General features: G+C 68.8%; 20 protein-coding genes, 7 tRNA genes and 1 pseudogene. 21 read left to right on the plus strand and 7 right to left on the minus strand.

Features of this window, described 5'->3' with window-relative positions:
- Positions 1-36: 36 nt before the first annotated feature.
- Positions 37-1,224, minus strand: coding sequence for a hypothetical protein (locus HUA76_RS30795; RefSeq protein WP_174462838.1), 1,188 nt, complete (start codon positions 1,222-1,224; stop codon positions 37-39).
- 46 nt (positions 1,225-1,270) lie between these two features.
- Entirely contained in the window at positions 1,271-1,942 is a 672-nt protein-coding gene (locus tag HUA76_RS30800) for an RNA polymerase sigma factor (RefSeq protein WP_141642259.1), read from the minus strand.
- 428 nt (positions 1,943-2,370) lie between these two features.
- Between HUA76_RS30800 and HUA76_RS30805 the strand changes: the two genes are divergently transcribed.
- From HUA76_RS30805 to HUA76_RS30820, 4 genes are all read left to right on the plus strand, one after another.
- Complete coding sequence (locus tag HUA76_RS30805; protein ID WP_174456546.1) at positions 2,371-3,078, plus strand: metallophosphoesterase; 708 nt, start codon at positions 2,371-2,373, stop codon at positions 3,076-3,078.
- A 338-nt stretch (positions 3,079-3,416) separates the two neighbouring features.
- Entirely contained in the window at positions 3,417-5,183 is a 1,767-nt protein-coding gene (locus tag HUA76_RS30810) for a VWA domain-containing protein (protein ID WP_174462839.1), read from the plus strand.
- Between the two features lie 29 nt (positions 5,184-5,212).
- On the plus strand, positions 5,213-6,232 hold the full coding sequence (locus tag HUA76_RS30815) for a hypothetical protein (RefSeq protein WP_174462840.1): 1,020 nt from the start codon (positions 5,213-5,215) through the stop codon (positions 6,230-6,232).
- 21 nt (positions 6,233-6,253) lie between these two features.
- Entirely contained in the window at positions 6,254-6,625 is a 372-nt protein-coding gene (locus tag HUA76_RS30820; protein WP_141642255.1) for a hypothetical protein, read from the plus strand.
- Between the two features lie 7 nt (positions 6,626-6,632).
- Here HUA76_RS30820 and HUA76_RS30825 read toward each other — a convergent pair whose 3' ends face one another.
- The 3 genes from HUA76_RS30825 to nfi form a co-directional block, all read right to left on the minus strand.
- Positions 6,633-7,130: a DUF2267 domain-containing protein gene (locus HUA76_RS30825; protein ID WP_174456550.1), complete on the minus strand. Its 498-nt coding sequence runs from the start codon at positions 7,128-7,130 to the stop codon at positions 6,633-6,635.
- 104 nt (positions 7,131-7,234) lie between these two features.
- Entirely contained in the window at positions 7,235-9,577 is a 2,343-nt protein-coding gene (locus tag HUA76_RS30830; protein ID WP_174462841.1) for a GMC family oxidoreductase N-terminal domain-containing protein, read from the minus strand.
- A gap of 194 nt (positions 9,578-9,771) precedes the next feature.
- The gene (nfi, locus tag HUA76_RS30835) at positions 9,772-10,473 is read right to left on the minus strand and encodes a deoxyribonuclease V (protein WP_174462842.1); all 702 of its coding nucleotides are present in this window, start codon (positions 10,471-10,473) and stop codon (positions 9,772-9,774) included.
- Positions 10,474-10,772: 299 nt separating this feature from the next.
- Between nfi and HUA76_RS30840 the strand changes: the two genes are divergently transcribed.
- From HUA76_RS30840 to HUA76_RS30920, 17 genes are all read left to right on the plus strand, one after another.
- Positions 10,773-11,804 carry a hypothetical protein gene (locus HUA76_RS30840; RefSeq protein ID WP_174462843.1) on the plus strand — a complete coding sequence of 344 codons (1,032 nt, stop codon included), beginning with the start codon at positions 10,773-10,775 and terminating at the stop codon, positions 11,802-11,804.
- An 80-nt stretch (positions 11,805-11,884) separates the two neighbouring features.
- Complete coding sequence (locus tag HUA76_RS30845; RefSeq protein ID WP_254614577.1) at positions 11,885-13,192, plus strand: hypothetical protein; 1,308 nt, start codon at positions 11,885-11,887, stop codon at positions 13,190-13,192.
- Between the two features lie 104 nt (positions 13,193-13,296).
- A complete protein-coding gene (locus tag HUA76_RS30850; protein WP_174462867.1) occupies positions 13,297-14,424 on the plus strand; it encodes a hypothetical protein in 1,128 nt (375 codons plus the stop codon).
- Positions 14,425-14,563: 139 nt separating this feature from the next.
- The gene (locus HUA76_RS30855) at positions 14,564-15,865 is read left to right on the plus strand and encodes a S8 family peptidase (RefSeq protein ID WP_141642249.1); all 1,302 of its coding nucleotides are present in this window, start codon (positions 14,564-14,566) and stop codon (positions 15,863-15,865) included.
- A 196-nt stretch (positions 15,866-16,061) separates the two neighbouring features.
- Positions 16,062-16,310, plus strand: a complete 249-nt coding sequence (locus HUA76_RS30860) for a hypothetical protein (RefSeq protein WP_174462844.1) — start codon at positions 16,062-16,064, stop codon at positions 16,308-16,310.
- Between the two features lie 9 nt (positions 16,311-16,319).
- The gene (locus HUA76_RS30865) at positions 16,320-16,901 is read left to right on the plus strand and encodes a ThiF family adenylyltransferase (RefSeq protein ID WP_174462845.1); all 582 of its coding nucleotides are present in this window, start codon (positions 16,320-16,322) and stop codon (positions 16,899-16,901) included.
- A gap of 71 nt (positions 16,902-16,972) precedes the next feature.
- The gene (locus tag HUA76_RS30870; protein ID WP_254614578.1) at positions 16,973-17,866 is read left to right on the plus strand and encodes a nucleoside hydrolase; all 894 of its coding nucleotides are present in this window, start codon (positions 16,973-16,975) and stop codon (positions 17,864-17,866) included.
- A 41-nt stretch (positions 17,867-17,907) separates the two neighbouring features.
- Positions 17,908-18,066 carry a hypothetical protein gene (locus tag HUA76_RS30875; RefSeq protein WP_174462847.1) on the plus strand — a complete coding sequence of 53 codons (159 nt, stop codon included), beginning with the start codon at positions 17,908-17,910 and terminating at the stop codon, positions 18,064-18,066.
- A 95-nt stretch (positions 18,067-18,161) separates the two neighbouring features.
- Positions 18,162-18,247, plus strand: a tRNA-Tyr gene (locus HUA76_RS30880).
- A 47-nt stretch (positions 18,248-18,294) separates the two neighbouring features.
- Positions 18,295-18,365, plus strand: a tRNA-Ile gene (locus tag HUA76_RS30885).
- A 7-nt stretch (positions 18,366-18,372) separates the two neighbouring features.
- A tRNA-His gene (locus HUA76_RS30890) sits at positions 18,373-18,443 on the plus strand.
- A 79-nt stretch (positions 18,444-18,522) separates the two neighbouring features.
- Positions 18,523-18,593: transfer RNA gene (locus tag HUA76_RS30895), tRNA-Lys, on the plus strand.
- 20 nt (positions 18,594-18,613) lie between these two features.
- A tRNA-Gly gene (locus HUA76_RS30900) sits at positions 18,614-18,684 on the plus strand.
- A 19-nt stretch (positions 18,685-18,703) separates the two neighbouring features.
- Positions 18,704-18,776 (plus strand) — tRNA-Gln (locus HUA76_RS30905).
- A 19-nt stretch (positions 18,777-18,795) separates the two neighbouring features.
- Positions 18,796-18,867: transfer RNA gene (locus HUA76_RS30910), tRNA-Asn, on the plus strand.
- Positions 18,868-19,333: 466 nt separating this feature from the next.
- A complete protein-coding gene (locus HUA76_RS30915) occupies positions 19,334-19,531 on the plus strand; it encodes a two pore domain potassium channel family protein (protein WP_174462848.1) in 198 nt (65 codons plus the stop codon).
- A gap of 109 nt (positions 19,532-19,640) precedes the next feature.
- Positions 19,641-20,498 (plus strand): SMI1/KNR4 family protein, encoded by an 858-nt coding sequence (locus HUA76_RS30920; protein WP_174462849.1) that lies wholly within the window; start codon positions 19,641-19,643, stop codon positions 20,496-20,498.
- Between the two features lie 393 nt (positions 20,499-20,891).
- Here HUA76_RS30920 and HUA76_RS30925 read toward each other — a convergent pair whose 3' ends face one another.
- A complete protein-coding gene (locus HUA76_RS30925; protein ID WP_174462850.1) occupies positions 20,892-22,364 on the minus strand; it encodes an IS66 family transposase in 1,473 nt (490 codons plus the stop codon).
- Between the two features lie 83 nt (positions 22,365-22,447).
- A pseudogene (gene tnpB / locus HUA76_RS46555) lies at positions 22,448-22,600 on the minus strand (IS66 family insertion sequence element accessory protein TnpB); the annotation flags it as partial.
- Positions 22,601-22,701: the final 101 nt, after the last annotated feature.

A 22,701-nucleotide genomic window follows, 5' to 3' on the forward strand; every position in this document is an offset into this window, starting at 1 on the left:
GCCCCGCGCTCACCGCGAGGGCCCCGTCCCGCGAAGTCAGAAGGCGAAGTCGCGCTCCAGCGTCTCGCCGCCAGCCTGCACCGTGAGGTGGGCGGAGCGCGCGCCGGTGGAAGAGGCCGTGGACAGGTCGAAGGCCAGACCCTCCGGCCCGGACGTGGGCTTGAGCGAGGGACGGCCGGGACTGAGGAACACCGCCGCCGTCACCGTCCGGCCCGCCAGGGGCTGCACGAGCAGCTTGACGCGCTGACGCTCGCGAACCAGCACCACGCGGAACTCCCGCCGCTCCTCCAGAATCTCACGGTGCTCCGGGTGGCGCGCCGCGGAGGGGCGCTGCGACACCGACTCGCGAGAGGAGCGCGCGGAGCGGGCCATCGTCCCGTCCCCCTCCTCCATCTCCAGGGCTTCCTCAATCGCGTCGTCACCCTCGCCCAAGGCCAGCACCGCCTGGGCGCACTCGCCACAGCGCGCGGTGTGCGCATCCATCCGCTCGCGCTCGTCCGAGGACATCATCCCCATGTCGAAGCGCCAGAGGTCATCTTGCGTGAGATGGCGACGCGGGGGCGCGTCCACGGGCGCCGCATCCGCGATGTCCGCGCGGCACTCGGCACAGCCCTGGATGTGGGGGGTGGGCGATTGGGGCGCGCCTGTCCAGGTGGCCACCAGGTCATCGCAGCCGGCCCGGGAAGCGAACCACCAGGCCTTGTCCTGCTCCGCCGAGTCGAGGAGTTCGAACTCCTGCCGACGCTGCGGGTTGAGGGGAATGAACCAACGCGCTCTGGGACGAAGCGACGAATCCAGGCTCCCGAGCGACTCCAGATAGCGGTCTCGATTTCGCGCGGCCTCACCGTCCAAGGAACCGTGGAGGGCCTCCCAGGCGGCCAGCGCAAATGCGGCGGAGGCGGCCCTGTCCCGAGCGGCAAGTCCCTCCAGCGCCGAGGCCCGCCACACTTCCGCCTCGTCCCCGCCGTCCAGCGCCACTTCCATCGCTTCTTCCGCGGCCCTCAACAGCACGGGCTGGAGCGCCTGCGGTTTCTGCGCTTGGAGCCAGGTCTCCACCCCCGGTCGACCGAGGCCGCGAAGGGCGGCCTCCACACCTTCTGTCCCCAGCCGGGTCGCCCTCCTCAACAAGTCCCCCGCGGCTTCGAGGACGACTCCTGGTGAGGTGGACCCGGCGGTGAGAACAGAACGACGGGCGGCGTAGCGAGACATGGCATCGGTCTTCATGACTTCATTCCTCCTGAATACCCCGGGGTGTGACCGGGAAGGAGGCTCACGCTTCCTCCCCTCGTGGCGACTCGCGCTGGAGATCCAGCAGGTAGAGCTTCAAGTAGGCCTGGGCGCGACTGACGCGCTTGTAGGAATTGACCACGGTGATGTTCAAGCGACGCGCGCATTCCTCGTGATCCTCCACGTCCTCGTGGTGATACAGCTCCCATGCCGAGGCTTCCTTGGGGTGCTCCTGCTGGAGTCGTGCGAACGCGGCCCAGTACAGCTCCTGGGCGTCCGCCCGCTCCTCGGTCCTCCTGCCCATCTCCACGGCGCGAGACCGCTCGGACGGCGACTCTTCCATGGCGTCATCGGGGTCCGACGAAGGCGCCGCGAGCTCCTCGCGGTGCCTCCGGTAGAAGTCGATGGCCACGTGCTTGACGATGCGCAGGAAGAACGTCTTGGGAGACGCGCTCCGGCCCGGCATCTGCTGGGAGATGCCACGGAACTGATCCAACCCGCGGTCGAGGAACTTACCGACCGCGTCCTGGAAGAGCTCGTCCGAGTCCGCTGGGGACCCACGGCCGTAGCTCGCCTGAATCTTGCTGATGACGTACCGGGCAGGCCGGTTCCATCGCTGAACCAACGTACCGAGCGGGCCTCCAATGGGCTCGCCCGTGGCGCGGCGGCGGACCACCTCCGCGAACAATTCGTCATCCGTGAGCTGCTCGAACACCGGAAGGACCTGAGGGCTGTGCCCGGAGAACCGCCCCGGGAGATGGGGTTACAGGGATGTGGCGCGGCAAGGTACCACGTTGGCATCCGCAGGCAGCCTCCGAGTGGAGCAGAGGACCCCGGCCACCCGGACGACCGGACAGACGGAGCACCCAGGGAGGCCCGACCCGCGGGGCGCCGGTTTCCTGACAAATATCCCCCAAGAGAATGCGGGTGGGGGAGCGGGAATTTCCTCGTCAGGAACCCGGAAAGGCCGCGTCCCTGGCCGCAACGCTTTCGAGCGCCCGGCCCGAGAGGCCCTACACGCAGTGGTTCGACTCCACGCACCCGCCACCCGGTGGGTGACGCCGGCGGTCCGGCACTGAACTCCAAACTCAGCCCACCGGCCTCTCGACTCGGGCGCTCACTCTTCTTTCAAGGAACCGTGTCATGTCCCCCCGCACCATCGTCATCGGAGATCTCCACGGCTGCCACGACGAGGCCCTGGAGCTGCTCGCCAAGGTGGGGGCCACGTCCAGCGACCGGGTCATCTTCGCCGGGGACCTGGTGGACCGGGGCCCCAAGCCCCGCGAGTGCGTGGAGCTGGCGATGCGGCACGAGGCCATCCTCGGCAACCACGAGGAGAAGCACCTCCAGCAGCGCCACCGCGAGGATGACCGGCTGCTGCCGGACCACCTGGCGACGCGCCAGGCGCTCGACACCGAGCACTTCGACTGGATGGCGGGGCTGCCCCACTACCTCCGGTTGCCCGAGCACAACGCCATCGTCGTGCACGCCGGCATGCTGCCCCACCTGCCTGTCGAGAAGCAGGACCCCTACCACCTGCTCCACGCCCAGTGCATCCAGCCGCCCGGCAAGAAGAGTTGCTGGCCGTCCAAGGCACCGGCGGGATGGAAGTTCTGGACCCATCACTGGACGGGGCCAGAGCGGGTCATCTTCGGACACACCGTGTTCGACCAGCCGCTCGTCACCGAGCACGCGGTGGGTATCGACACCGGCTGCGTGTATGGCCGCTCACTGACGGCGGTGGTGTTGCCCACGTGGGAGCTCGTCTCGGTGCCTGCCCGGAGAAGCTACAAGGGTGGCAAGGACGTCGCGCGGTTCCCCATCCACGGCGACGTGTGCGTCTACTCCTGAGCACCCGCGCCTGACCGCCACCCGGTGGCGGTTGCGCATACAGCTTCGCGCCCGGCCGACGGGGCCAGACACGCCTGAGAGATGCGGGTTCGAGTCCCGCCGAGGCCGTCAGGCCTCGTAGTTCAACTGGCAGAACACTGGACACTCAATCCAGCAACACAGGCCTCGTCACTCGGGCGCACCCTCTCTCCCTCTCATCCCAGCTTCGCGCGGGTGGCCGTGCCTGGTGCACGAAAGGCCCCCGTGCGTTCCACGCGCGGTGCACTCCCCTCACGCCCTTTTGCGCCTGGGGTCCGCCCCGCGCCTGACCCGCCGCACGTCCCGAAAGGTGGCACCCCATGACGACCGCGAACCAGAACACCCCGCTGCTGCCCGAGACGCAGCGTGGCCCCGCCGAGCGCCTGCTGGACCTGGTGCTCAGCGGCTCCGCGCACCTGTGGCACAACCGGCCCGGGCTGGACGTGAACGGCACGTGGGTGGCCGCGGCGCACGCCACCCCGGCGCAGCGCACGCTCGGCAAGCCCGTGAAGCCGGGCCTCTTCGTGCCCGCGGCGGTGCGGCTCTACCGGCAGCTCCTGGACATCCACCGACTCAACTCGGAGCTGATGGCGCACTTCGCGTCGTACGCGCTGACGCAGACGGACTGGCGTGACCTGAAGGTGGCCACGTGCGCGCTCATGCTGGTGCAGGAGCACGCGGGTCAGCCCGTGGTCGGCGAGGACGGGAAGGTGGCGTTCCACGACGACGACTGGCGCGCCATTGGCGAGGCCATGGTGCTGCACTACGAGCGCAAGTCCACGCGCATGCTCACGCCCAAGGCGGTGCTGCGGGTGGCGGAGCTGCTCGAGCTGCCGGACATCGCGCGCCTCAACCGCGAGGCGGGCTTCGGAGACCCTGCGTCCCGCAAGGCGCCCATGGGCCGCTGGAAGCGCGTGGCGTCCCGGTGGCTGGCGGCGCGTGAGGCCAACCTGCCCATGCTCCAGGGCCTGGTGAAGGCGGGCTACAAGGAGACGCTGAAGAAGCTGGCGCGCAAGGCGGGGTACAAGCCGCGCGCGCAGGGCTTCTTCGAGGTGCTCGGCTGGAAGCAGAAGCAGTCCGAGGGCGGGCACCGCACGGTGGGCCTGAACGGGCTGACGCTCGTGAAGAGCCAGCGCTTCGACGGGTTGTCGGAGGCGGAGATCTGCGAGTGGATCGAGCTGGAGCGCCTCTCCTACAAGGAGGTGGTGGGCCGGCTGCCGAAGGACCTGGGCATGACTCCGGCCATCATGGCGGCGCTGCTGCCCTCGTTGTCGGACAGGGACTTGCGGCTGATGACGCCGACGCTCGAGGAGCTGGGGCTGCTGGCGGAGCCCTCCGTGCGCGGGCGCTGGGAGCAGGCCGTCCAGACGGCGACGGACCAGCGCGCGCTGAACATCGCGAAAAACGTGCGCAGCGAGGTGCTGCGCCAGAAGCTGGAGGAGGCGAGCGACAACGCGGCACGACAGGCGGTGGCGGAGGCGACGGCGGAGACCGACGTGAGGGTGATGTTCCTCATCGACAAGTCGGGCTCCATGGAGGGCGCCATCGAGAACTCGAAGGAGGCGCTGGCGCGCATCCTCGCGGGCTTCCCGATGGAGAAGCTGCACATCGCGGCGTTCGACACGATGGGCACCGTCCTCAAGCCGAAGGCGTCCAACCGCACGGCGGTGCAGCACATGCTCGAGCGGCTCAAGGCGTCGGGCGGCACGACTCACGCGGCCGGGGTGCATGCCCTGCACCGCGACGGCGTGAAGGTGCCGGAGGGGGCGAAGCTGGTGGTCATCGTCGTGGGCGACGAGGCGGGCGAGGCGGGCGACCAGTTCGCCCGGGCGTTCCGTGACTGCGGCTACACGGTGGCGGCGCTGGCGTTGCTGGTGAGCGTGGCGGGGGGCCGTGGCAACACGGTTCGCACGTGCGCGAGCTTCATGAAGGTGCCCTTCAGCGAGGTGAACGTGGACCAGTTCGCGGACCCCTACCAGGTCCCCCGGGTGCTCAAGGCGCTGCTGGATGCGCCGACGCAGACTGGTGCCAGCCAGTCCGGCTGGGTGGAGCGGGTGATGCGCACGCCGCTGTTGAAGGTGGCGTGAACCCGAAGTCGTGGTGACAAGGAGGCGGCGTGGACTACCGGAAGTTTCTCGGAAAGGTGGAGTCGGCGGTGCTGCCGTATCTGGGCGGCGGCACCGTGGACACCTCTTCGCGCCGCCTCCGTGTCACCTCCCCCGTGGCGCCGGGGTGGTGGCGCTTCGAGGTGAAGGGGCGGGAGGCCACGGCGCGTGAGCCAGCCAGCCCCGAAGGTCTGGACAGGCTGCCGCGCGTGCGAGGCCACATGTGGGGCGCTCGGCTGGTGCGCGAGGGCGCGGTGGCCGAGCCCCTGGAGTTGATGCCGGAGGAAGAGCCCGCCGTGCTCGCGCCCGTGAGTGCCCGGCGCTGGCATGACGGTTCGCTGCTGTTCGACGGCGTGGACTTCGAGGGCGAGGCGGAGGACCAGGCACGTCGAGCCCTGGAGGAAGGCCAGCCGCTCTCCACCGTGAAGGGCGTGAGCGCGCCGCTGCGGGCGGCCTATGGCTATGCGCTGCTGGAGTCGGCGTCGCGGACGCTCGACATCCGCTTCGCGCCAGCGGAGACGCGGGGCCGGGTACTGATGGTGGCCGAGCAGGGCCGGGTCGAGGCGGAGTCCTGTCTGCGGGCCCTCGTCGCGGAGCGAGAGGCTCATCGGCGCGCGCTCGCGGCACGGGTGCTCACGGCGAGCGTGCAAGCACAGGCGGCGCAGACAGTGGAGGCTGCGCGGGCTCGGGCCGTGGAGCTGGCGGAGCGGGCTCGGCGGCAGGTCGATTTCACGGGGGCTCGACACGGGCGAGGCGCGCCGGTGGGCGACCACTCGCGCGCGGAGGTCGCGCTCCAGGGCGCGGGGGCGCGGTTGCTGAACCATCGACGGATGGGGGGACATCAACTGGAAGTGACGTTTGCCTTCATGGGGGAGCGCTTCATCTCCGTCGTCGACGCGAACACGCTCCAGGTGGTCGACGCGGGCGTGTGTCTGGCGGGAGCGGACAGCGAGGTGACGCTGGAGAGCCTGCCCTCGGTCATCCGCGAGGCCATCGACACGGATGTCCTGGTCATCACCCGGCACGCGTGACGTGCGGAGAGGAGGAGAATCATGTCGACGCAAGAGGTCTGTCTGCTCATCGGCCAGGACGAGGAGGTGCTGTGGTGCGAGACCTCCGACAGTCCCGTCCTGCTGCCGGACTCCCGCACACGGTGGGAGGCCATCTGGTACTGGCGTCACGAACTGGTGGAGGTGGCGCACAGTCATCCCGAGGGGCCCCTCGGCTTCTCCTCCGAGGATGAGACAACGATGACCGCGCTGACGGAGGCGCTCGGGCGCGCACCGCGCTTCTCCGTCGTGGCCCCCGGCGGCATGGTCGCCCGCGTCGAGGGCCGCGATGTCTGGGTCTCCGACGAGCCCTGGTGGGCCGAGCCCCTGCGGGAAGTCTCGGGCATGACTCACGCGCCCATGGCACGCGCGTGATGCCCGCTCAGCTCGGGCGGCGCCACAGCTCCTTGAGGTCCTCGGGGAGCTGGTCCATGACGTCCTCGGCTTCCCCTTCGCTGATCTGATCTCTCACGGCGTTGAGGACCGCGCGCACCACGGGCACCACCGCGTCCGGGTTGAGCGCCAGGTCCTCCCCTACGCGCTTGAGCAGCGCCTCACGCCCGAAGCCCCCCGGCAACTCGTCCTCGTGGCGCTCGCACCGGTGGAGCAGTTCCGCCAGCTTGCTGGGGAGTTGCGCCTCCAGGTCCTCTGTCTCTTCACTGTTGATGCGCTGTTCCACCGCGCAGAGCACGGACACCGCGGCCTGCTCCGCCACCGCGGGCGACATGCCACCGCGCTCGCACAGGTGCTTGATGAAGGCCCGGTAGGTCTGGCTCGCGTGCGCGGCGCTTCGCCGGGCACGACGGGCCTCGATGGGCAGCTCGCCGCGCGCGCCTTCTCGTGAAGCCCGCCGGCCCTCTTGCTCCCGCTTGTCCGCCATGACCTGTCCTCCCGATGTGCCTTCGTGGGCATCAGGTTGCCCACGGCCCACCGGAGGAGCATCACTCGACCTGCATGGAAGGCGGGCCGCCGCCTCCCTGCCCGCTACGCGGCTTTACGCACGTAGGTGTCGTAGAGCGCGCCGAAGAAGAACCGCCCGAAGCGCAGCAGCGTCGACAGCCGACGCGAGGTGTCTCGGGCACTCGGCACGCGCAGCGTGGAGAGCTGCACGGCGAAGTCCTTTGCGTTCAACCGCAAGAGCCCCCGCGCGATGCAGGGCCCCGAGGCGTCATTCCCCCGGTGTACCGACACGAGCAGCCGTGTGGTGTCCACCCAGAGGTCGAAGCCCGCGTCGTCGTGGACGTCCTTATAGCCGTCGAGGAAGAAGCGCTCGCCCGACTCTGCCACCAGAGGAAGCTGGTAGTGCATCCTCCGCCCGCCCGGTCGCGCCGCCTCCCTCGTCATCAGATGCAGCTCGCCTCGCTCCACCGTCAGGGGCCGAGGAGACAACGACAAGGCCTCCACCACGCCAGAGAGTCCCAGGGGATGCAGCGGGTCTTCCAGCGTCCGCTCCAGGTCCTGCGTCTCCACCGTGACGATGAAGCGCAGCTGGGTCGCGTCGATGCGCTTCGGGTCTCCGGCGACGAGCGAGTTCTCCTCCACCGCGCCCGAGATGGAGCCGTACATCGTCTCGGTGAAGCGCACGCCCACTGGCACCCGCGCTCCCACGTCCGGCTCCTCCGTCGCGGGCGTGTAGTCGATGGTCCACCCGTACCGCTTCGCCATCAGCGCGGCGCAACGCTCGGCCACGGCGGAGAGGGTGAAGAGGGGGTTGGTCCCCAGCGGCCTCGGAATCACCGAGCCGTCACTGACATAGAGCCCGTCATGAACCTCGGTGCCTTCCTCGTGGGAGAAGACACGCCCTTCATGATCCACGACACCCGCGCTGGCGTCCTCGGCCATGACACAGCCACCGAGCGGATGCGTGCAGAGGACCTCATGTCCGGTGAGCCGATTCCACAGCGGGTTGCGCACGAACGTCCCGCCAAGGGCCGCCGTGGCTTCGCGCAGTCGACTGTCCACCCGCGCAAGCTCCGGCTGCGTGCCCACGTCCGGCCAGTTCACCCGAACCCGGTCGCCCTCCAGCCGCAGCTCACCGATACCCGCGTCGTGAGACATGACGAGGAAGGTCTGCGTGTGCCGCATGGCCCCATGGTACGGCCCGCGCACCGCGCTCTCCGCCACGCGCGCAAGCTCCTCCAGCTTGTCCTTCAGCCCCTCGTCCGTGTCTTCCCCGCCCACCGCGGCAGCGGCGGCGAGCAGCCCCAGCATCGGCCTTCCGAACGCCCCCGGCATGGCGCCATTCTCGATGACCATGCCGTCCTCCTGTCGGGAGGTCGCACGCGCGTCGATGATGCCGCTGATGGTCGGCCCCACGGGCTCGCGACCTTCCGCCGGATGCGTCCCGTGGCCCACGCCATTGATGGGGACGTCCGTGTTGTAGCCAAAGGCCATCACATCGCCATTGGCGCTGAAGCGTTGGCCCAGCATCCCCGACAACGGCAGGCCCAGTGCTCGGGAGCGCAGCAGGATTTCCGCTGTGCCCATGGTCCCCGCGGCGAGCACGACCATGTCCGCTGTCACCCACGGGTCCGGCGCCTCGAAGCGCTCACGGCCGCTGTTCATCGGCCGGTAGTAGATGCGCCAGCGTCCGCCGTCGCGCGCCAGGTAGCGCACCCCTACCTCGGTGAAGAGCTTCGCACCGTGGCGGTGCGCATCCGGCAGGTAGTTCATCAGCACGGAGTTCTTCGAGCCCTGGTTGCACCCGGTGAGGCAATCCCCGCACAGCGTGCAGGCGCCCTGTCGCACGCCCGCTTCATTCACTCCGCCCTCGAAGGAGACCGCCAGCGGTGGACGCCGGAAGGTGCCCCCCAGGTGGCGCGCGGCCCGCTCCATGGCCTCCAGCGAGGCCAGGGGCGGCGAGGACTCGGGATAGGGCGTGGGACGCAACATGCGCTCGGCCCAGGTGAAGCCGTCCTCGAGGCGGCCGGGCACATCCGCGCGAAGCGCCTCGGGCCAGCGCGCATCCTGGAACACGCGAGGGTCTGGCCGCAGCGTGACTCCGGCGTTGATGAGCGACGTGCCGCCCAGACCGCAGCCCGTCACGACGGCCACGTCCCCACCCCGGTGCAGCTCGAACAGGGCCGTGGAGCGACCCAGGTCGACGCCGCTCTCCGCCTCGAGGTGGACTTGGAATTCCTTGGCGAAGTCCGCCTCCGTGCGCGGGTAGTCGCCCGGCTGCAGTTCGCGCCCGCGCTCCAGCACACACACCTGGCGACCTGCGCGTGCGAGCCGGCTGGCGGTGATGGCACCCCCATAGCCCGACCCCACGACCACCACGGAGTAATGGGACTCCAGCTCACTCCACCGTGACGACAGCCTCCGCATCGACACTCCCAATGGCGACCCCCGCCCTCGCTTCACCACCTCCGGGGTACGGTGCCAATGCCCTGGCACTCCTTCCCGCGAAGGCGGCCGGGGTGACGTCCGCCCGGGCAGCCCAGCGCCAGGACCACGACCCCGTCATGAGGACTCCGGACATAGAGGGGGATGGGCCGGCGGTCAAATCAATGGGAGTCGCCTCACTCCAGCTCCGCGGCCTCACCGTCCGCGCGCCTCAGCGCATTCACCAGCCGATGTGCCTGGCGCGTGGTCTCCGGCTCGCGGTACTTCGGGCTGGCCCGCAGCACCAGCTCCACTGCCGTGGGCAGGTCCATCAGGTGACCCGGTGACACATAGACGGGCTGCACCGCCTTGCGCGTGCGGACCGCCATCCCCACGACCTCGCCCTTGTGGGTGATGGGTGACGTAGCACCTCGCGCCTCCCCCAGCTTGCCGTGCGTCCCCACCAGCAGGGACTTGCCACAGCCGATGGAGGGAATCCCGAACAGCAACCCGCCATGGCTCGCGATGCCCAGCCTGCGCGGATGAGCGATGCCGTGCCCGTCGAAGATGAGCACGTCGGGCTTCACCGTAAGCCGCTCCCAGGCGACCGCCACCACGGGCAGCTCGCGGAAGGACAACAGGCCCGGCACGTACGGAAACCCGAGGGTCACCGCGGAGCCAGCCTGCGCCACCGGAGAGAGCGTGGCCGCGTCCAGCACCACGATGCCGCCGAACCCCGTGTCATTCCCCTTCTCCGTGGACACATCGGCGCCCGCGATGCGCTCCACCCGAAGTCCCGCGGGCGGATGGAGCACCACGCGCTCCTTGAGCTGACGCTGAAGCGCCACCGCCTCCGTCGGCGTGACATCCCAACGATGCATCTCCGGCTGAAGCTCCATGCGGGGTCCGCCTCCTCGTGTGCCCCAAGTCTGCGAACCCGCACCGCTCCGGCAACCCGCCACGGCACTCGCGAGCACCTCCGGCGTGAACCATCCAACGTCCACACGGCCCCGGCGGGCTGACCACGTGTCCCCTGTCACACTGCCCTCCGGGTCCGGCCTGGAATGCCGAGACACCGTGCGTACCCTGCTCGCTCCCAGGCATCGGTGAAGCCCGCTCCCATGGACCTCTCCCCGAGTCACGCCTGGGTCGCCAGAGGGGCCGGCCCACGGGAGCGTCGCATGTCCGGGAGTATCTGATGCGTCGAGTCCTCGCAGGCTGTCTGGCCGTATCCGCGCTGGGAACCACCTTCCCCGCCGCCGCGTCTGAGTGCGGCTACACCGCGGCGGGCTGGAATGCCCCCAACGGAGCGGTGGTGTTCAGTCGCAGTGATGAAGGTCCCATCCGCAATGTGATTGATGCCATTGGCGAGTTCCGCACGCACTCCATGCTCTCGCATGGCGCCACGGGAGGCGTGACTCACGCCACCATGAGGGACCCCGACCAGAACTCATGGCCCACCGTCTGCGGAACACCGCTCAACATCAACCAGCTCCGGGACGGCTACCCCGGGCTGGAGCAGATCAACCAGGGCGGCATCTACCATTACCTGTACGACGCGAATGGCCATGGCCCCGACTGGACCGCGTGGCAACTGGGAGACGCAACGGGCGCGGCGCGCATCGCGGACAGTCTCTGGTTCAACCACCCGTATGCCAGCGATGTGTCCCGCGTCGACGGCAGCCAGCTCATCGACCGGCCCCTGTGGAACGGGGCGCGCGTGCCGTATTCGTTGTTCCAGTACAGGGACGTGGAGTCGGCGCACCAGATTCCCGGCGGCGCGGCCAACAACGGAATGATGTGCTCGAGTTTTCTCGCCTACGCCCACAACTACGCGGGCAGGGGCCTCGTCACCACGCACACCTATCCGCACGAGGTCATCGCCAACGCCTCCAATACCATCCACTGGGGCGTGCATGGCCAGTGCAAGGAGTCGCTCGGCTGGTTCGAGAACGCCGCGCTGACCGTCATCTGCCCCGTCTTCTGGAACGTATGCACCAACGCTGGCAACCAGGTGGCCAACTGCATGTCCGCCAATCGCTGCGACACGAGCAGCAGCGTCATCTGGAAGGGCGTGCGCGACGACCCCGACGCCACCGCCACCTCCATCAGCCCGGACCGCATCGGCGGCTGGAGCGTGCACCCCGTCTCCACCACGCTGTGGGCCTCCGACTACTCCCACCAGCTCCAGTGGAACTCCGGCGGCAACGTCTACGGCTGCTGGCAGTAAGCGCTCTTCCCCACTGAATCGACAGGAGCCCCCGGATGAATCCCTCGGAACCGCCCTGGTGGCGCCGAAGACTCACTTTCATGCTCGGTCTCGGAATCGCGGCGCTGGTGGCCGGCGGGTTGCTCTCCCTGGAGCCACCCGCTCCGCCAGATGCCACGCCTGTCGCCGCGGCGGACCACCGTCCTCCACCCACGCCCACCAGCGCCGCTCCGGTGCTGCCCACGAAAGTGGAACCCGTGGTCCGCCCCGCACCGAAACCCGCGCCCGCCCCCATCATCGACAGCGTGACGGTGGAGAAGCAGGAGGTCTGCTCCGGCGAGGACAACCTCATCAACGTCCGGGCGCACTCGCCGGACGGCAATGACGCCTATCTCCACACCACCATTGGCGCGGGCATTGGCATGCGCGTTCCCCTGCGTGTCTGGCGCGAGCCGGATGGGACGTACGAGCTGCCCACCGTGACGGTGTTCGGCAAGGACAACGTCGCCACCACCGTGCAGGTGCCCCGATACACCGTGAAGGACTGCGAGCCCGAGCGACTGGTCGAGGTCTTCTCCCGGCGCGCCCCCAACACCGAGGAGGACTTCGAGTTCCTCGCGCGCATCCTCGAACCACCGCGAAGGGACAAGGCCGCACGGGCTTCTTTCACGCCCGTGCGGTTCGTCTGGACCTTCGACGACCAACACACGGTGACGACGAGCACGCCCATGGTGACCCAGACGTTGAGCCCCGACGTCACGCGTCCCCGCGCCATGTACATCCAGCACCTCGTCCGGGTGGACGTGTTCGATGCCACGGGCAAGAAGGTGACGGGCCGCTCGTCGCTTCAGCTCCTCGACAGCACCTTCGAGAACTTCGACAAGAAGGGCGTCGTCACAATCCTGGCGGTGGGGACCCCACGATTCCCCGTGGAGGATGCGGACGGCGTGGTCCGACAGAGCTTCCGCCTGTCCCACCGCTGGAAGGGACCCGTGCGACTGGAGCGCGTCACCGCGCTGCGCGCGCGCACACCGGAGCCCGATGCCCCGCCCCTGCCCGAGGACACCGAGGAGGTGAATCTGGATGTGGACACCCTCCCTGAAGGGCGGGGCGTGGACATCCCCGTCTCCCTGGACACGCGGTCCGAGTCGGGCGTGACGCAAGTCACCTACCTGCTGGAGGGCACCACCGCGGACGGGCACCCCGCGCGCGGAACCTTCTCCGTGATGCGTCCCCCTCCCCGCCCCACCCGGGAGAACAGCACCCCGGTGACGGACCCGCTGCTGCTGGCGAAGGTGAAGCGGGCACGGGAGCTGCTCGGCCAGCCCTTCGTCACCGACGAGGACCTCTGGCGACTGGAGCGAGAGGGACGCTTCAAGGACCTCAAGGTCCAACGCGACACACCGTGAGCACGCTCCATCCACTGGGCGGGAGCGACCACTCCCGCCTGGCTGGCGACCACTGAGCGTCACGCGGGGGCCCGGGCGTGGAGGGCGTGATGTCCTTCCGGCCCATGCCTCGCGCCCTCCTCCGTACCCTGCCTCCACTGCTGGTCCTGCTGATGTGGAGCACCGGCACCATCAACTCCGCCGCCGCGCCACCGGCCACGACGACGCCTTCCTCGACTGACCTGGACGTCCCCTCGGTCCAGGCACTCGAAGTCCTCGAGCAGCGAATCCTCGGGCTCGGCTGCGAGCCCAAGCTGTTGGGCGATGCGAACCGCCGCTTCTCCGAGGCCCAGCTCCTGTGTGCCGCGCACCTGTCCTTCATCCTCGTCCAGCTGTCGCTGGATGGCGCCCCCCTGCCAGAGACACCTCGACGCGTGAAGGCCCTGCTCGACGATGCCCTGACGAAAGGACGTGGGCCCTTCCTTTCCGACGGCAGTGCACGCGTGGAGGAACACCTCCTGCCCCACAGCGTGCTCTACCGAGGTTATGTGCTGTTGATGCTCGCGGGAATGGAGCGCGCGGGGCTGGCCGACCCGGCGTCGACGGCACTCTTCGACACCCTGGCCGAAAAGCTCGTGGAGGCACTCTCGCGGCAGCTCCTGCTGCCCTCGTTCGGCAAGTCCATCTGGCCTTGTGACAGCGCCCCCGCCGCCGCGGGCCTGTTGCTGCATGGGCGACTGCGCGGCAACGCCGCGTCTCTCGCCATGGGCGAGCGGCTCACGGCCCGACTGGTGGAGCTCGCCGCCCTGCCCTCGGGGTTTCCCACCCGGGTGAACGCCAAGGGGAAGCTCGTCGAGTCCACGCCGCGCGGCACCACGCTGGCGTGGACGGGCGCCTTCCTTGCCATGGGCTCACACCCCGCCGCGTCCACCTTCACCACCACCCTGGTGAAGGGCTACTGCGACCGTCCCGGAGGAGACCTGCTCCCCTTCGCCGCCTGCCGGGAATGGCCCCGGGGCGTGAAGGGCCGCGAGGACGCCGCGAGCGGACCGCTCCTGCACGGCGGCTACTCCGTGGGCGCCAGCGCCCTGGCCATCGCCGCCACCCGCCTCTCCCCGGAACACCGCGCCTGGCACCAGGACCTGCTCAATACCGCGCGAGAAATGGGCATCCGACCCATGCTCGAAAAGCCACACAAACACCCGCTGGAGACGGCGCTGTATTGGTGGGGAGCCAACGCTCGTCCCTGGTAGGCAATGCGCCCGCATGTCGGCGAACACCCAGGACGTTCAATGACGAACCGCTGTCTCATCCCAGAGGGCTAAATCAGGATTAAGCCGAATTTAAAGTCCATCCGTATCATTCCGCGTAACCCATTGCAGGGGATGAGACATGAATCGACGGATGACGAAGCTGACCCTGGCCATGGGTGGACTGGCGCTGCTGGGCGCCTGCTCGAGCAGCCGGCCGGCATGCAAGGACCCGTCGGCCACCGCCGCGCTCCTCGCGCCACCGACGGAGAAGTTCCTCACGGTCCGCAAGAACGTGCCGGGTGAGTACGTGGTGGTGCTCAAGGCGCCCGAGCCGGGACTGCAGGCGCTCGCCGTCACCCAGGCCACTCTGAACCTCACGCAGAAGTACGGCGGCACCGCTTTCGCGGTGTACGAGCACGCGCTGCGCGGCTTCGCCAGCCGGATGAGCGAGGACCAGGCGCGCGCCCTCGCCGAGGACCCCTCGGTCGCCTACGTCCAGGAGAACGGGGTGCTGTCCATCCGGGAGAGCCAGCCGAGCCCCACCTGGGGCATCGACCGCGTGGACCAGCGCACGCTGCCGCTGGACAAGCTCTACATGTACAACGCCACGGGGCTGGGGGTGCACGTGTACATCCTCGACACGGGCGTGCGGTTCTCGCACCGCGAGTTCGGTGGCAGGGCGTCTGTCGGGTTCGATGCCATTGGCGACAGCATGAAGGGCAATGATTGTCATGGCCACGGAACCCACGTAGCGGGCACGGCGGCGGGCAGCACGTATGGGCTCGCCAAGAACGCCACCGTGCACTCCGTCCGGGTGCTCGCGTGCAACGGCTCGGGCTCCACGGCCCAGGTCATCGCGGGCATTGACTGGGTGACGAAGAACCACCAGGCCCCGGCCGTGGCGAACATGAGCCTGGGCGGAGACTCGGACCCGGCCATCGACGAAGCGGTCCGCCGCTCCATCGCCTCGGGCGTCACCTACGTGCTCGCCGCGGGCAATGAGTCCGGCGATGCCTGCAAGCACTCCCCGGCGCGGACGGCGGAGGCCATCACCGTCGCCGCCACCGACACCAGCGACAAGCGCACGTCCTTCTCCAACTACGGCGACTGCGTGGACGTCTTCGCCCCCGGCAACAAAATCACCTCCGCCTGGCACTACGGCGACAGGGAGTCGCGAGAGATGAGCGGCACCTCCATGTCCGCACCCCACGTGACGGGGGTGGCCGCGCTCTGGCTGGAGCTGAACCCCAATGCCACGCCCGATACCGTCGCCAGCGCGCTGTTCGACAACGCCACGCTCGACAAGGTGCGCAGCCCCGGCGAGTGCACGCCCAACCGCATGGCCTACTCGGGCTTCATCGGCGCCGTGCCGGTGCTGCCCACCGTGAGCACGGAGCCCGCGACGACGCCGGCACCCGTGAGCGGCGAAACCTCGAAGTAAGCGTCCGGCCGCGAGGACCCCTCCCCCTCGCGGCCCCCGAGGGCCGGACTCCGTCATCACGACGGAGCCCGGCCCTCGTCTTTTCACGCAGCGCCCATCCCGAGTCAGGACGCCTGGCGCGCCTCCGTCCCGCGAGGTGCCTGGCCGGCCGCCCTTTTCGCGGCCCCTGGCACGCGCGAGGAGGCGCGAGACGACCATGGCGACCCTGAACATCACCTATGACGGCATGTCCGCGGATGTGCCGGTGGAGCTGGACCGGCCGGTGTCGGACTCCGACGTGCGCCGCATCGCCGCGGAGCTGATTCGCGCGGGCGGAGTGCCGGGCCTCCATCTGGCCCACCTGCGCGACGACGCGTTCCAGCACTTCGTCGTGGACCGGTTCCGGGGTGCGAGCGGCGACGAGCGCATCTACCTGCGCCCCAAGGTGCCCTTCGGGGCCCGCTGAGGAGCCGCCATGCGCATCCTCTTCTGCGGCGTGGGCGCCATCGGCTCCCAGGCGGCCCTCCTGTGCCGCAACCTGGAGGCCACCCTGGTCTTCGTCGACTTCGACCGGGTGGAGTCCAAGAACCTGCTCGCCCAGGCCCACGTGAAGCCCTCCGTGGGAAAGAACAAGGCCGAGGCCCTCAAGCTCCAACTCCTCAACCTGCACGGCGTGAAGACGGAGTCCTTCGGCGTGCGCGTCACCCGCGACAACGTGGCGGCGTTGTGTGGTGGCGCGGACCTGCTGGTGGACTGCTTCGACAACCAGGACAGCCGCCAGCTCCTCAGCGACTTCGCCCGAGGAGCAGGCAAGCCCCTGGTGCACGGCGCGGTGAGCGCTGACGGGACGTTCGGTCTGGTCCGCTGGGACGAGCGCTTCGTCCCGGACGCGGAGGACACCGCGGGCCAGGCCACCTGCGAGGGGGGCGCGCACCTGCCCCTCCTGGGCTTGCTGGCCGCCACGCTCGCCCGCTCCGTGCAGGACTTCATCAAGCAAGGAGTGAAGCGGGACGCGTTGGTGAATCTCTCCTCCGTCGTCCCCACCACCCACCACTGACCCCGATTTGACGGGGACACCCCGCCTCTCTCTACTCAGGGACGCCAATGGCCCAGGACATTCTCTTCGACATGGAAACGAGCGATCCGGACGACGCGCTCACGCTCTGCCTGTTGGCCACACATCCCGCCGTCGCGCTGCGCGCGGTGACCGTGACACCCGGCACGCTGGCACAGGTGGGGATGGTGCGACACCTGCTCGCACGTGCCGGCAGGAGTGATGTGCCCGTGGGCGCGCGCAATCCGGCGGCGGAGAAGGAGAGCCTTTCGGCCTTCCACACCCAATGGCTGGGGCAACTACCTCCCTCCACTCCGGATGCCCTGGCGCACGAGGTGCTGGCGCTCGTGCTCGGGCGGTTCCCCGAGGCAACACTGCTCACGGGTGCGCCGCTCCAGAATCTGCGATTGCTGCTGGAGCTTCACCCGGACATCAAGCTGCACCGGTGGGTGGCGCAGGGCGGCTTCGCTGGCGACAACGTGGTTCCACCCGAGCACCGGCTGCCCAAGTTCGAGGGCCGGCGAACCTGTCCGACCTTCAACTTCAACGGAGACCCCAAGGGCGCACTGCTGGCCCTGTCCTCGGACCGCGTGGGCCGACGCGAACTCGTGTCCAAGAACGTCACCCATGGCCTGGCCTACGACGGCCCCTTTCACGAGCGCATGCGGCCTTATGCCTCGACGACACCGGGGCTCGGGCTCATCTTCGAGGCCATGGAGCGCTACCTGGCGCAGCGCCCCGAAGGCAAACTCCTGCACGACCCCATCGCCGCATGCGCGGCCATCGACCCCGAAATCATCACCTGGGCGGAAGTGGAGATGGTGCGCCAGCGCGGAGAGTGGGGAGCCGAGCTTGCGCAGGGTACCCATACGTTCATCTCGGTGGCCCTGGACTCCGAGCGCTTCTTCCAGACGCTCGTGGGAATCGGCGCCGCGACAAAAAACAATCGCGGCGCTTGTCAGGGCTGAAAATCAACCGCCGTAGATTCCCCCAGAAAGGAGCGGTGACCATGAAGACGGTGACGAGGCAGTCGAGCAAGGCGAAGCACAGCTATCGAAACAACCTCTGGCCCCAGTTCGACGCCGCCTCCTGCTCCTTCTCGAGCACCGGCTCGATTCGCAACGTGGGATTCGGCCACCTTCACGGCCATCCGCCCGTACCCTGCTGACGCTCGCGCTTCGTCATCGACGCGCCAAGCCACGCAGAGGCCGGGCTCCCATCCAGGGGACCCGGCCTTTCGGCTTTCGGGCCTCCGCTCCTCCAGGGGACGTAGAGCGTTACGGCAGACGCGCGGGCCTGTAGAGCCCGAGCCCGACAGGGCCTGCTGGGTTCAACTCCCAGCGTCCCCATGCTCCACACGAGCAGGGTCCGCCTCACCCAAACCCAGACATCTTTCAGGGGTATAGCTCAAAGGCAGAGCACTCGCTTGATAAGCGAGTGATCCCGGTTCGACTCCGGGTACCCCGACTCCATGTTGGCCGAAGGCGAATGGTGAGCCACCGGGATGTGACCCCGGGGAAGAGGGTTCGAATCCCTCCGGTCAACCTGACAGTTCCAGCTCCCTGACAACTGAATCGTCGTGGTGAATGCACGCCGCCTGCTCGCATGGGGGTGGCGGCAATATGCCTCCGTAGCTCATTGGAAGAGCATCCGCCTCTTAAGCGGACGGCGAGGGTTCGAATCCCTCCGGAGGTACTCGAAGCAGCGGTAGCAACGCGGGTGTCGTCCAGCGGCAGGATGGCGGTTTCCCATACCGTCGACACGGGTTCGAATCCCGTCGCCCGCTTCACATGTGTCACTTTCATACCGGAGTCGTCTAATGAGCGAGGATGGCGGACTCTGACTCCGCAGGTGCAGGTGCAATTCCTGCCTCCGGTTCTCTCTTCACGCAGCGCATTCCCCGGTAGCTCAATGGCAGAGCGCGCGGCTGTTAACCGCGAAGTTGAGGGTTCGAGTCCCTCCTGGGGAGCTACTTGAAAGGCCCTACCAACCGGTAGTGCCTTTTTTGTTTAACACGGGCCTCGCGATGACATCGTGGGGTCTTCGTGTTTAAGCCCCTGAATCCCAAGGGATTTTTCCTCGCGGGTCTGAAGCGGGCGCTCTCGGCCCTCTACCCCGCAGAGCGAGATACCCGCGCTCCTCAGCCGCCGATTGGGCTCTCTGGAGCGCTCTTTCACCCGTTTTGGGGAGAGAGAGGCCGAGAGTAGTTAACAGGTGCTGTTAACCATTGGGGATGCGGTTAACAACATTCTCCTGGAGATCCTCTCCTTCCGCTTTCAGGTTTCTGGGAAGGCGTCTCTCTGCTTTCAGGTTTCATCTCTTACCTGTTTTGCTGGTCCCCGAGAGGGTGACGCAAGGCCAGCAGGGACCCTCCAGACCCATACTCGAAGTGAGGGCGTCTTAAGGAGGCTTCTGATCCAGCCGCCTCCGCCGCGTTGTTCTACGCGGCGGAGAAGGGCCACAACGAGAAGGTCGAGACCCTCGACGACGCCCTCGTCTTCTGCTCGACGTGTCTCTCGGTCGGCTACGACCGGACGTTCCCGGTGACGCCCACGGGCAAGCGGATCGCCGCCGCGCTCATGGCGCTCGGCCCCGCGATGGCGGCCAGAGCGCTCGACGACCCCGAGCGCTGAGCCGCCTGCACACCCGAAGGCCCGCGGTGATCGAGAGGTCGCCGCGGGCTTTCGCGTCTGGTTCGCGGAGATCGTTGACGCGGCGTCCCTCCGGTGGTGACGTCGTTCGATGCCGCAGCCTCCCGAGGATCTCGCCCGCGCTCTCGAACGCCTCGATGTGGCCATCCGCCGCGCCGACCCCGGGGGGCACGCCTCGTTCCTACCGCCGGCTGCGCCCGAGCAGCTGGCCGGGCTCGAGGCCGAGATCGGGACGGCGCTGCCAGGCGACCTTCGCGCCCTGTTCAGCTGGCACGATGGGACCGCGCGGGTGTCGTTCGATGGCTCGAGCGTTTACTCGATGATGGGCTGCGTCGAGGCGATCTCGACCCGTCGGTTTCTCCTCGGGCCCGACAGTGACGGTGCGCGGTTCTCCGAACATTGGGTTCCCGTGCTCACGAAGGGCAACGGCGACCACGTCGCGTATGTGCTGTCGGGAACCGAGGCCGGCCCGCTGGTCGAGTACCGACACGACGACGCCTCGCGCCCCATTTGGGCGCCCTCGCTCGCGGCACTCGTGGCCCGCGCACTGCGCACCTGGGAGAGCAAGCCGGTTCGACAGCAGGGGGCGCTGATGCGGATCGGCGGGTGGAGCCGAGAGTGCGCGGTCCACGTGGGGGCGCTGGGGGTCGGCGACGCCATCGTCGTGTGCACCCTCGGCGCGGCGATGCGCCCATTCTGGAACCTCTATGTTCAGGTCGACGCCAATCGGTGGGTGTGGGGATTCTCAGGAGCAGAAGATTGGGAGCCGGAGGCGCTCGCGGTGGCCTCGCGGGCCATCGGCGGCCCGCTGAAAGACACGAGCACCGTCGCATCCAGCGTGGACGGCCTCTTGCTCGACAACGCATGGGCGCTCGAGGACCGCCCGCCGCGCGCCCCCGACGACTTGAGCATGCTGGGCGTGTACCGAGGCCGCGTCGTTCGCGCCTGACGTCGGCGGCTCGATGACAACCACCACGGTTCACCGGTAGCCTCGGTCCATGGGCCTTCGCACCTGTGCTGGTTGCCAACGTCACATCCGATGCGCGTCCACCGCGTGCCCGTTCTGCGGCCTCGCGTGCGAGCCGGTCGCGGGAGCTACTTGAAAGGCCCTACCAACCGGTAGGGCCTTTTTTGTTTAACACGGGCCTCGCGATGACATCGCGGGGCCTTCGTGCTTAAGCCCCTGAACTCCAAGGGATTTTGCCCAGCAGTGCTGAGAACGGCACTAACCGACCGACGGCGGGCGTTCTGGGGGCACACCACCGCCCCTCGCGGTGGCCCATGGCCCTGGTCGCCGCGCCGACTTGAGCGATGTCTGCGAGCACCAGACGCAGGCGGCCATTCAGGATGAGTCGGCTGGCGCCGGTGACCAGCGGTGCGGAAGCAGTTCGTCCAGGCGGGAGGCTGGATGCGAGCCGAGCCGCAGCAGCACATCAGCCAGGTACGCCTCGGGGTTGACGCCGTTGGCCTCGCACGTGGCGACGAGAGACGCGAGCCCCGCGAGGTGCTGGCCAGCCTCGTCGCTGCCGACGAAGAGGTAGTTCTTGCGGCCCAAGGCCATCGCCCGCAGGGCCCGCGCGGAGGCGTTGTTGTCGAGCGGCAGCGAGGCGTCCTCGAGGAAGCGTGAGAGGGCCGCCCACTGGCCTTGGGTGTAGCGCAGTGCGAGCCCCATTGGCCCCCGCGGCGGGTGCCGCGGCAGTTGCTCCGCGAGCCACGCGGCGAAGGCTTCGAGTACCAGCGCACTGCGCTCACGACGCAGCGCCAGGTGCTCGGGCCCTCCCAGCACGCCGCGCTGCATGGCCTCGTGCTCGACGCGGTAGAGGGCCAGGATGAAGTCGAGCGCGTGCCTGGCCTCGGGCGCGGTGGCTTGCGCGTCGAAGAATTTGCGGCGCACGTGCGCCCAGCACGCCACGCGCGTGCGGCCCTCGGGCAGGGTGACGCGGTTGTAACCCGTGTAGCCGTCGACGAGCAGGTAGCCGCGCGTGCCGCCCAGGACGGCCTGGGGCGTCGCACCGCTGCGACTGGGACTGTGCACGTAGGCGATGAGGCGCTCGGTCCGGAAGGTCCAGACGTAAGCCCGGCGCGTCTTGCCCTCATCGAGCACGCGCTGCGGCGTCTCGTCCGCGCGCACCAAGGGGGCCTGGCGCACCAGGGCGAGCAGTCGCGCCGACAGCGGCGCGGTGGCAGCTGCAACGGCATGAAAGAGGTCACACAGCGTCGTGCGCGCAATAGGGGCACCCGCGCGTGCGAGCGCCTTCGCCTGGCGGTAGAGGGGAATCGCGTCGCACACCTTCGCAGTCACCAGGTGGGCCAGCAGCCCGGGGCCGTAGTGGCCCTGCTCGAGGGCCTTGGGCGCCATGGCCGTGACAATGCCCTGCCCACACCGGCATACGAGCGTCTCCTGCACGTGCACCTGTCGCTCGAGGCGCGCCGGGACGTACTCGAGGACGCCCGTCCGCTTGCCGGGGCCCAGGCGCCTGAAGTCCGTGCCGCCACACGCCGGGCAGCGACGCTCGGCGGCAGGGACTCGATGGTGGACGATGCGCTCGGGAAGGGAGGCGCGCGCCTGGCGCCGCTGCTCGCGCAGCTTCAGCGTCGCGGCCCGCGCCCCGGCGCAGTCACCTGACGCGAGCCGGAGCTCGTCCTGGATGCTCGCCATCTTCTCGCTCCGCTTGCCGAAAAGGGCACGCTGGAGCTGAGCAAGCTGGGCTTCGAGTCGGGCGACACGCTCCCGGAGGTGGGCGTTCTGAGCCTCGAGCCGCTCGGCGCTCTCTCGCCAGTCGCACCGGTGCGCCTCCTGGGGCTCTTCTGCCATCGCTCCGGGGAAACAAGCTGCCCGGTGGAGACCTTCTCGACGCTCTCTGGAGGCGCCCACCTGGCTGGCCTGCGGACGTGCGTGACGTCCAGGCCGTCCAGCAGCATCGACAGCTGGGTGGCATCGAGCTGGGCGCCGAGCAACTCCTCGCCGATGGTTGGCACCTTGAAGCGGCCCTTCTCCAGTCGCTTGTACGTCAGCACGAAGCCGCCCGCGTCCCAAACGAGCCGGCATGATGCGTCCCTTCTCTCAGTGCGACTGTAGTTTCCTCAGGCTACGCGTCCGTGTGTGTGCGTCGCGGACGCGCTGCAGGTGGTGCCGAGTCTCTGCGTCGAGC

This window comes from Myxococcus sp. CA056 (assembly GCF_013336715.1).
GTDB lineage: Bacteria > Myxococcota > Myxococcia > Myxococcales > Myxococcaceae > Myxococcus > Myxococcus llanfairpwllgwyngyllgogerychwyrndrobwllllantysiliogogogochensis.

Coding starts and splice junctions, on each gene's coding strand:
- HUA76_RS30865 (WP_174462845.1), top strand. CDS start 16,320: ATGCGCATCCTCTTCTGCGGCGTGGGCGCCATCGGCTCCCAGGCGGCC.
- HUA76_RS30860 (WP_174462844.1), top strand. CDS start 16,062: ATGGCGACCCTGAACATCACCTATGACGGCATGTCCGCGGATGTGCCG.
- HUA76_RS30855 (WP_141642249.1), top strand. CDS start 14,564: ATGAATCGACGGATGACGAAGCTGACCCTGGCCATGGGTGGACTGGCG.
- HUA76_RS30805 (WP_174456546.1), top strand. CDS start 2,371: ATGTCCCCCCGCACCATCGTCATCGGAGATCTCCACGGCTGCCACGAC.
- HUA76_RS30825 (WP_174456550.1), bottom strand. CDS start 7,130: ATGGCGGACAAGCGGGAGCAAGAGGGCCGGCGGGCTTCACGAGAAGGC.
- HUA76_RS30830 (WP_174462841.1), bottom strand. CDS start 9,577: ATGCGGAGGCTGTCGTCACGGTGGAGTGAGCTGGAGTCCCATTACTCC.
- HUA76_RS30840 (WP_174462843.1), top strand. CDS start 10,773: ATGCGTCGAGTCCTCGCAGGCTGTCTGGCCGTATCCGCGCTGGGAACC.
- HUA76_RS30875 (WP_174462847.1), top strand. CDS start 17,908: ATGAAGACGGTGACGAGGCAGTCGAGCAAGGCGAAGCACAGCTATCGA.
- HUA76_RS30850 (WP_174462867.1), top strand. CDS start 13,297: ATGCCTCGCGCCCTCCTCCGTACCCTGCCTCCACTGCTGGTCCTGCTG.
- HUA76_RS30925 (WP_174462850.1), bottom strand. CDS start 22,364: ATGGCAGAAGAGCCCCAGGAGGCGCACCGGTGCGACTGGCGAGAGAGC.
- nfi (WP_174462842.1), bottom strand. CDS start 10,473: ATGGAGCTTCAGCCGGAGATGCATCGTTGGGATGTCACGCCGACGGAG.
- HUA76_RS30920 (WP_174462849.1), top strand. CDS start 19,641: ATGCCGCAGCCTCCCGAGGATCTCGCCCGCGCTCTCGAACGCCTCGAT.
- HUA76_RS30845 (WP_254614577.1), top strand. CDS start 11,885: ATGCTCGGTCTCGGAATCGCGGCGCTGGTGGCCGGCGGGTTGCTCTCC.
- HUA76_RS30820 (WP_141642255.1), top strand. CDS start 6,254: ATGTCGACGCAAGAGGTCTGTCTGCTCATCGGCCAGGACGAGGAGGTG.
- HUA76_RS30810 (WP_174462839.1), top strand. CDS start 3,417: ATGACGACCGCGAACCAGAACACCCCGCTGCTGCCCGAGACGCAGCGT.
- HUA76_RS30870 (WP_254614578.1), top strand. CDS start 16,973: ATGGAAACGAGCGATCCGGACGACGCGCTCACGCTCTGCCTGTTGGCC.
- HUA76_RS30795 (WP_174462838.1), bottom strand. CDS start 1,224: ATGAAGACCGATGCCATGTCTCGCTACGCCGCCCGTCGTTCTGTTCTC.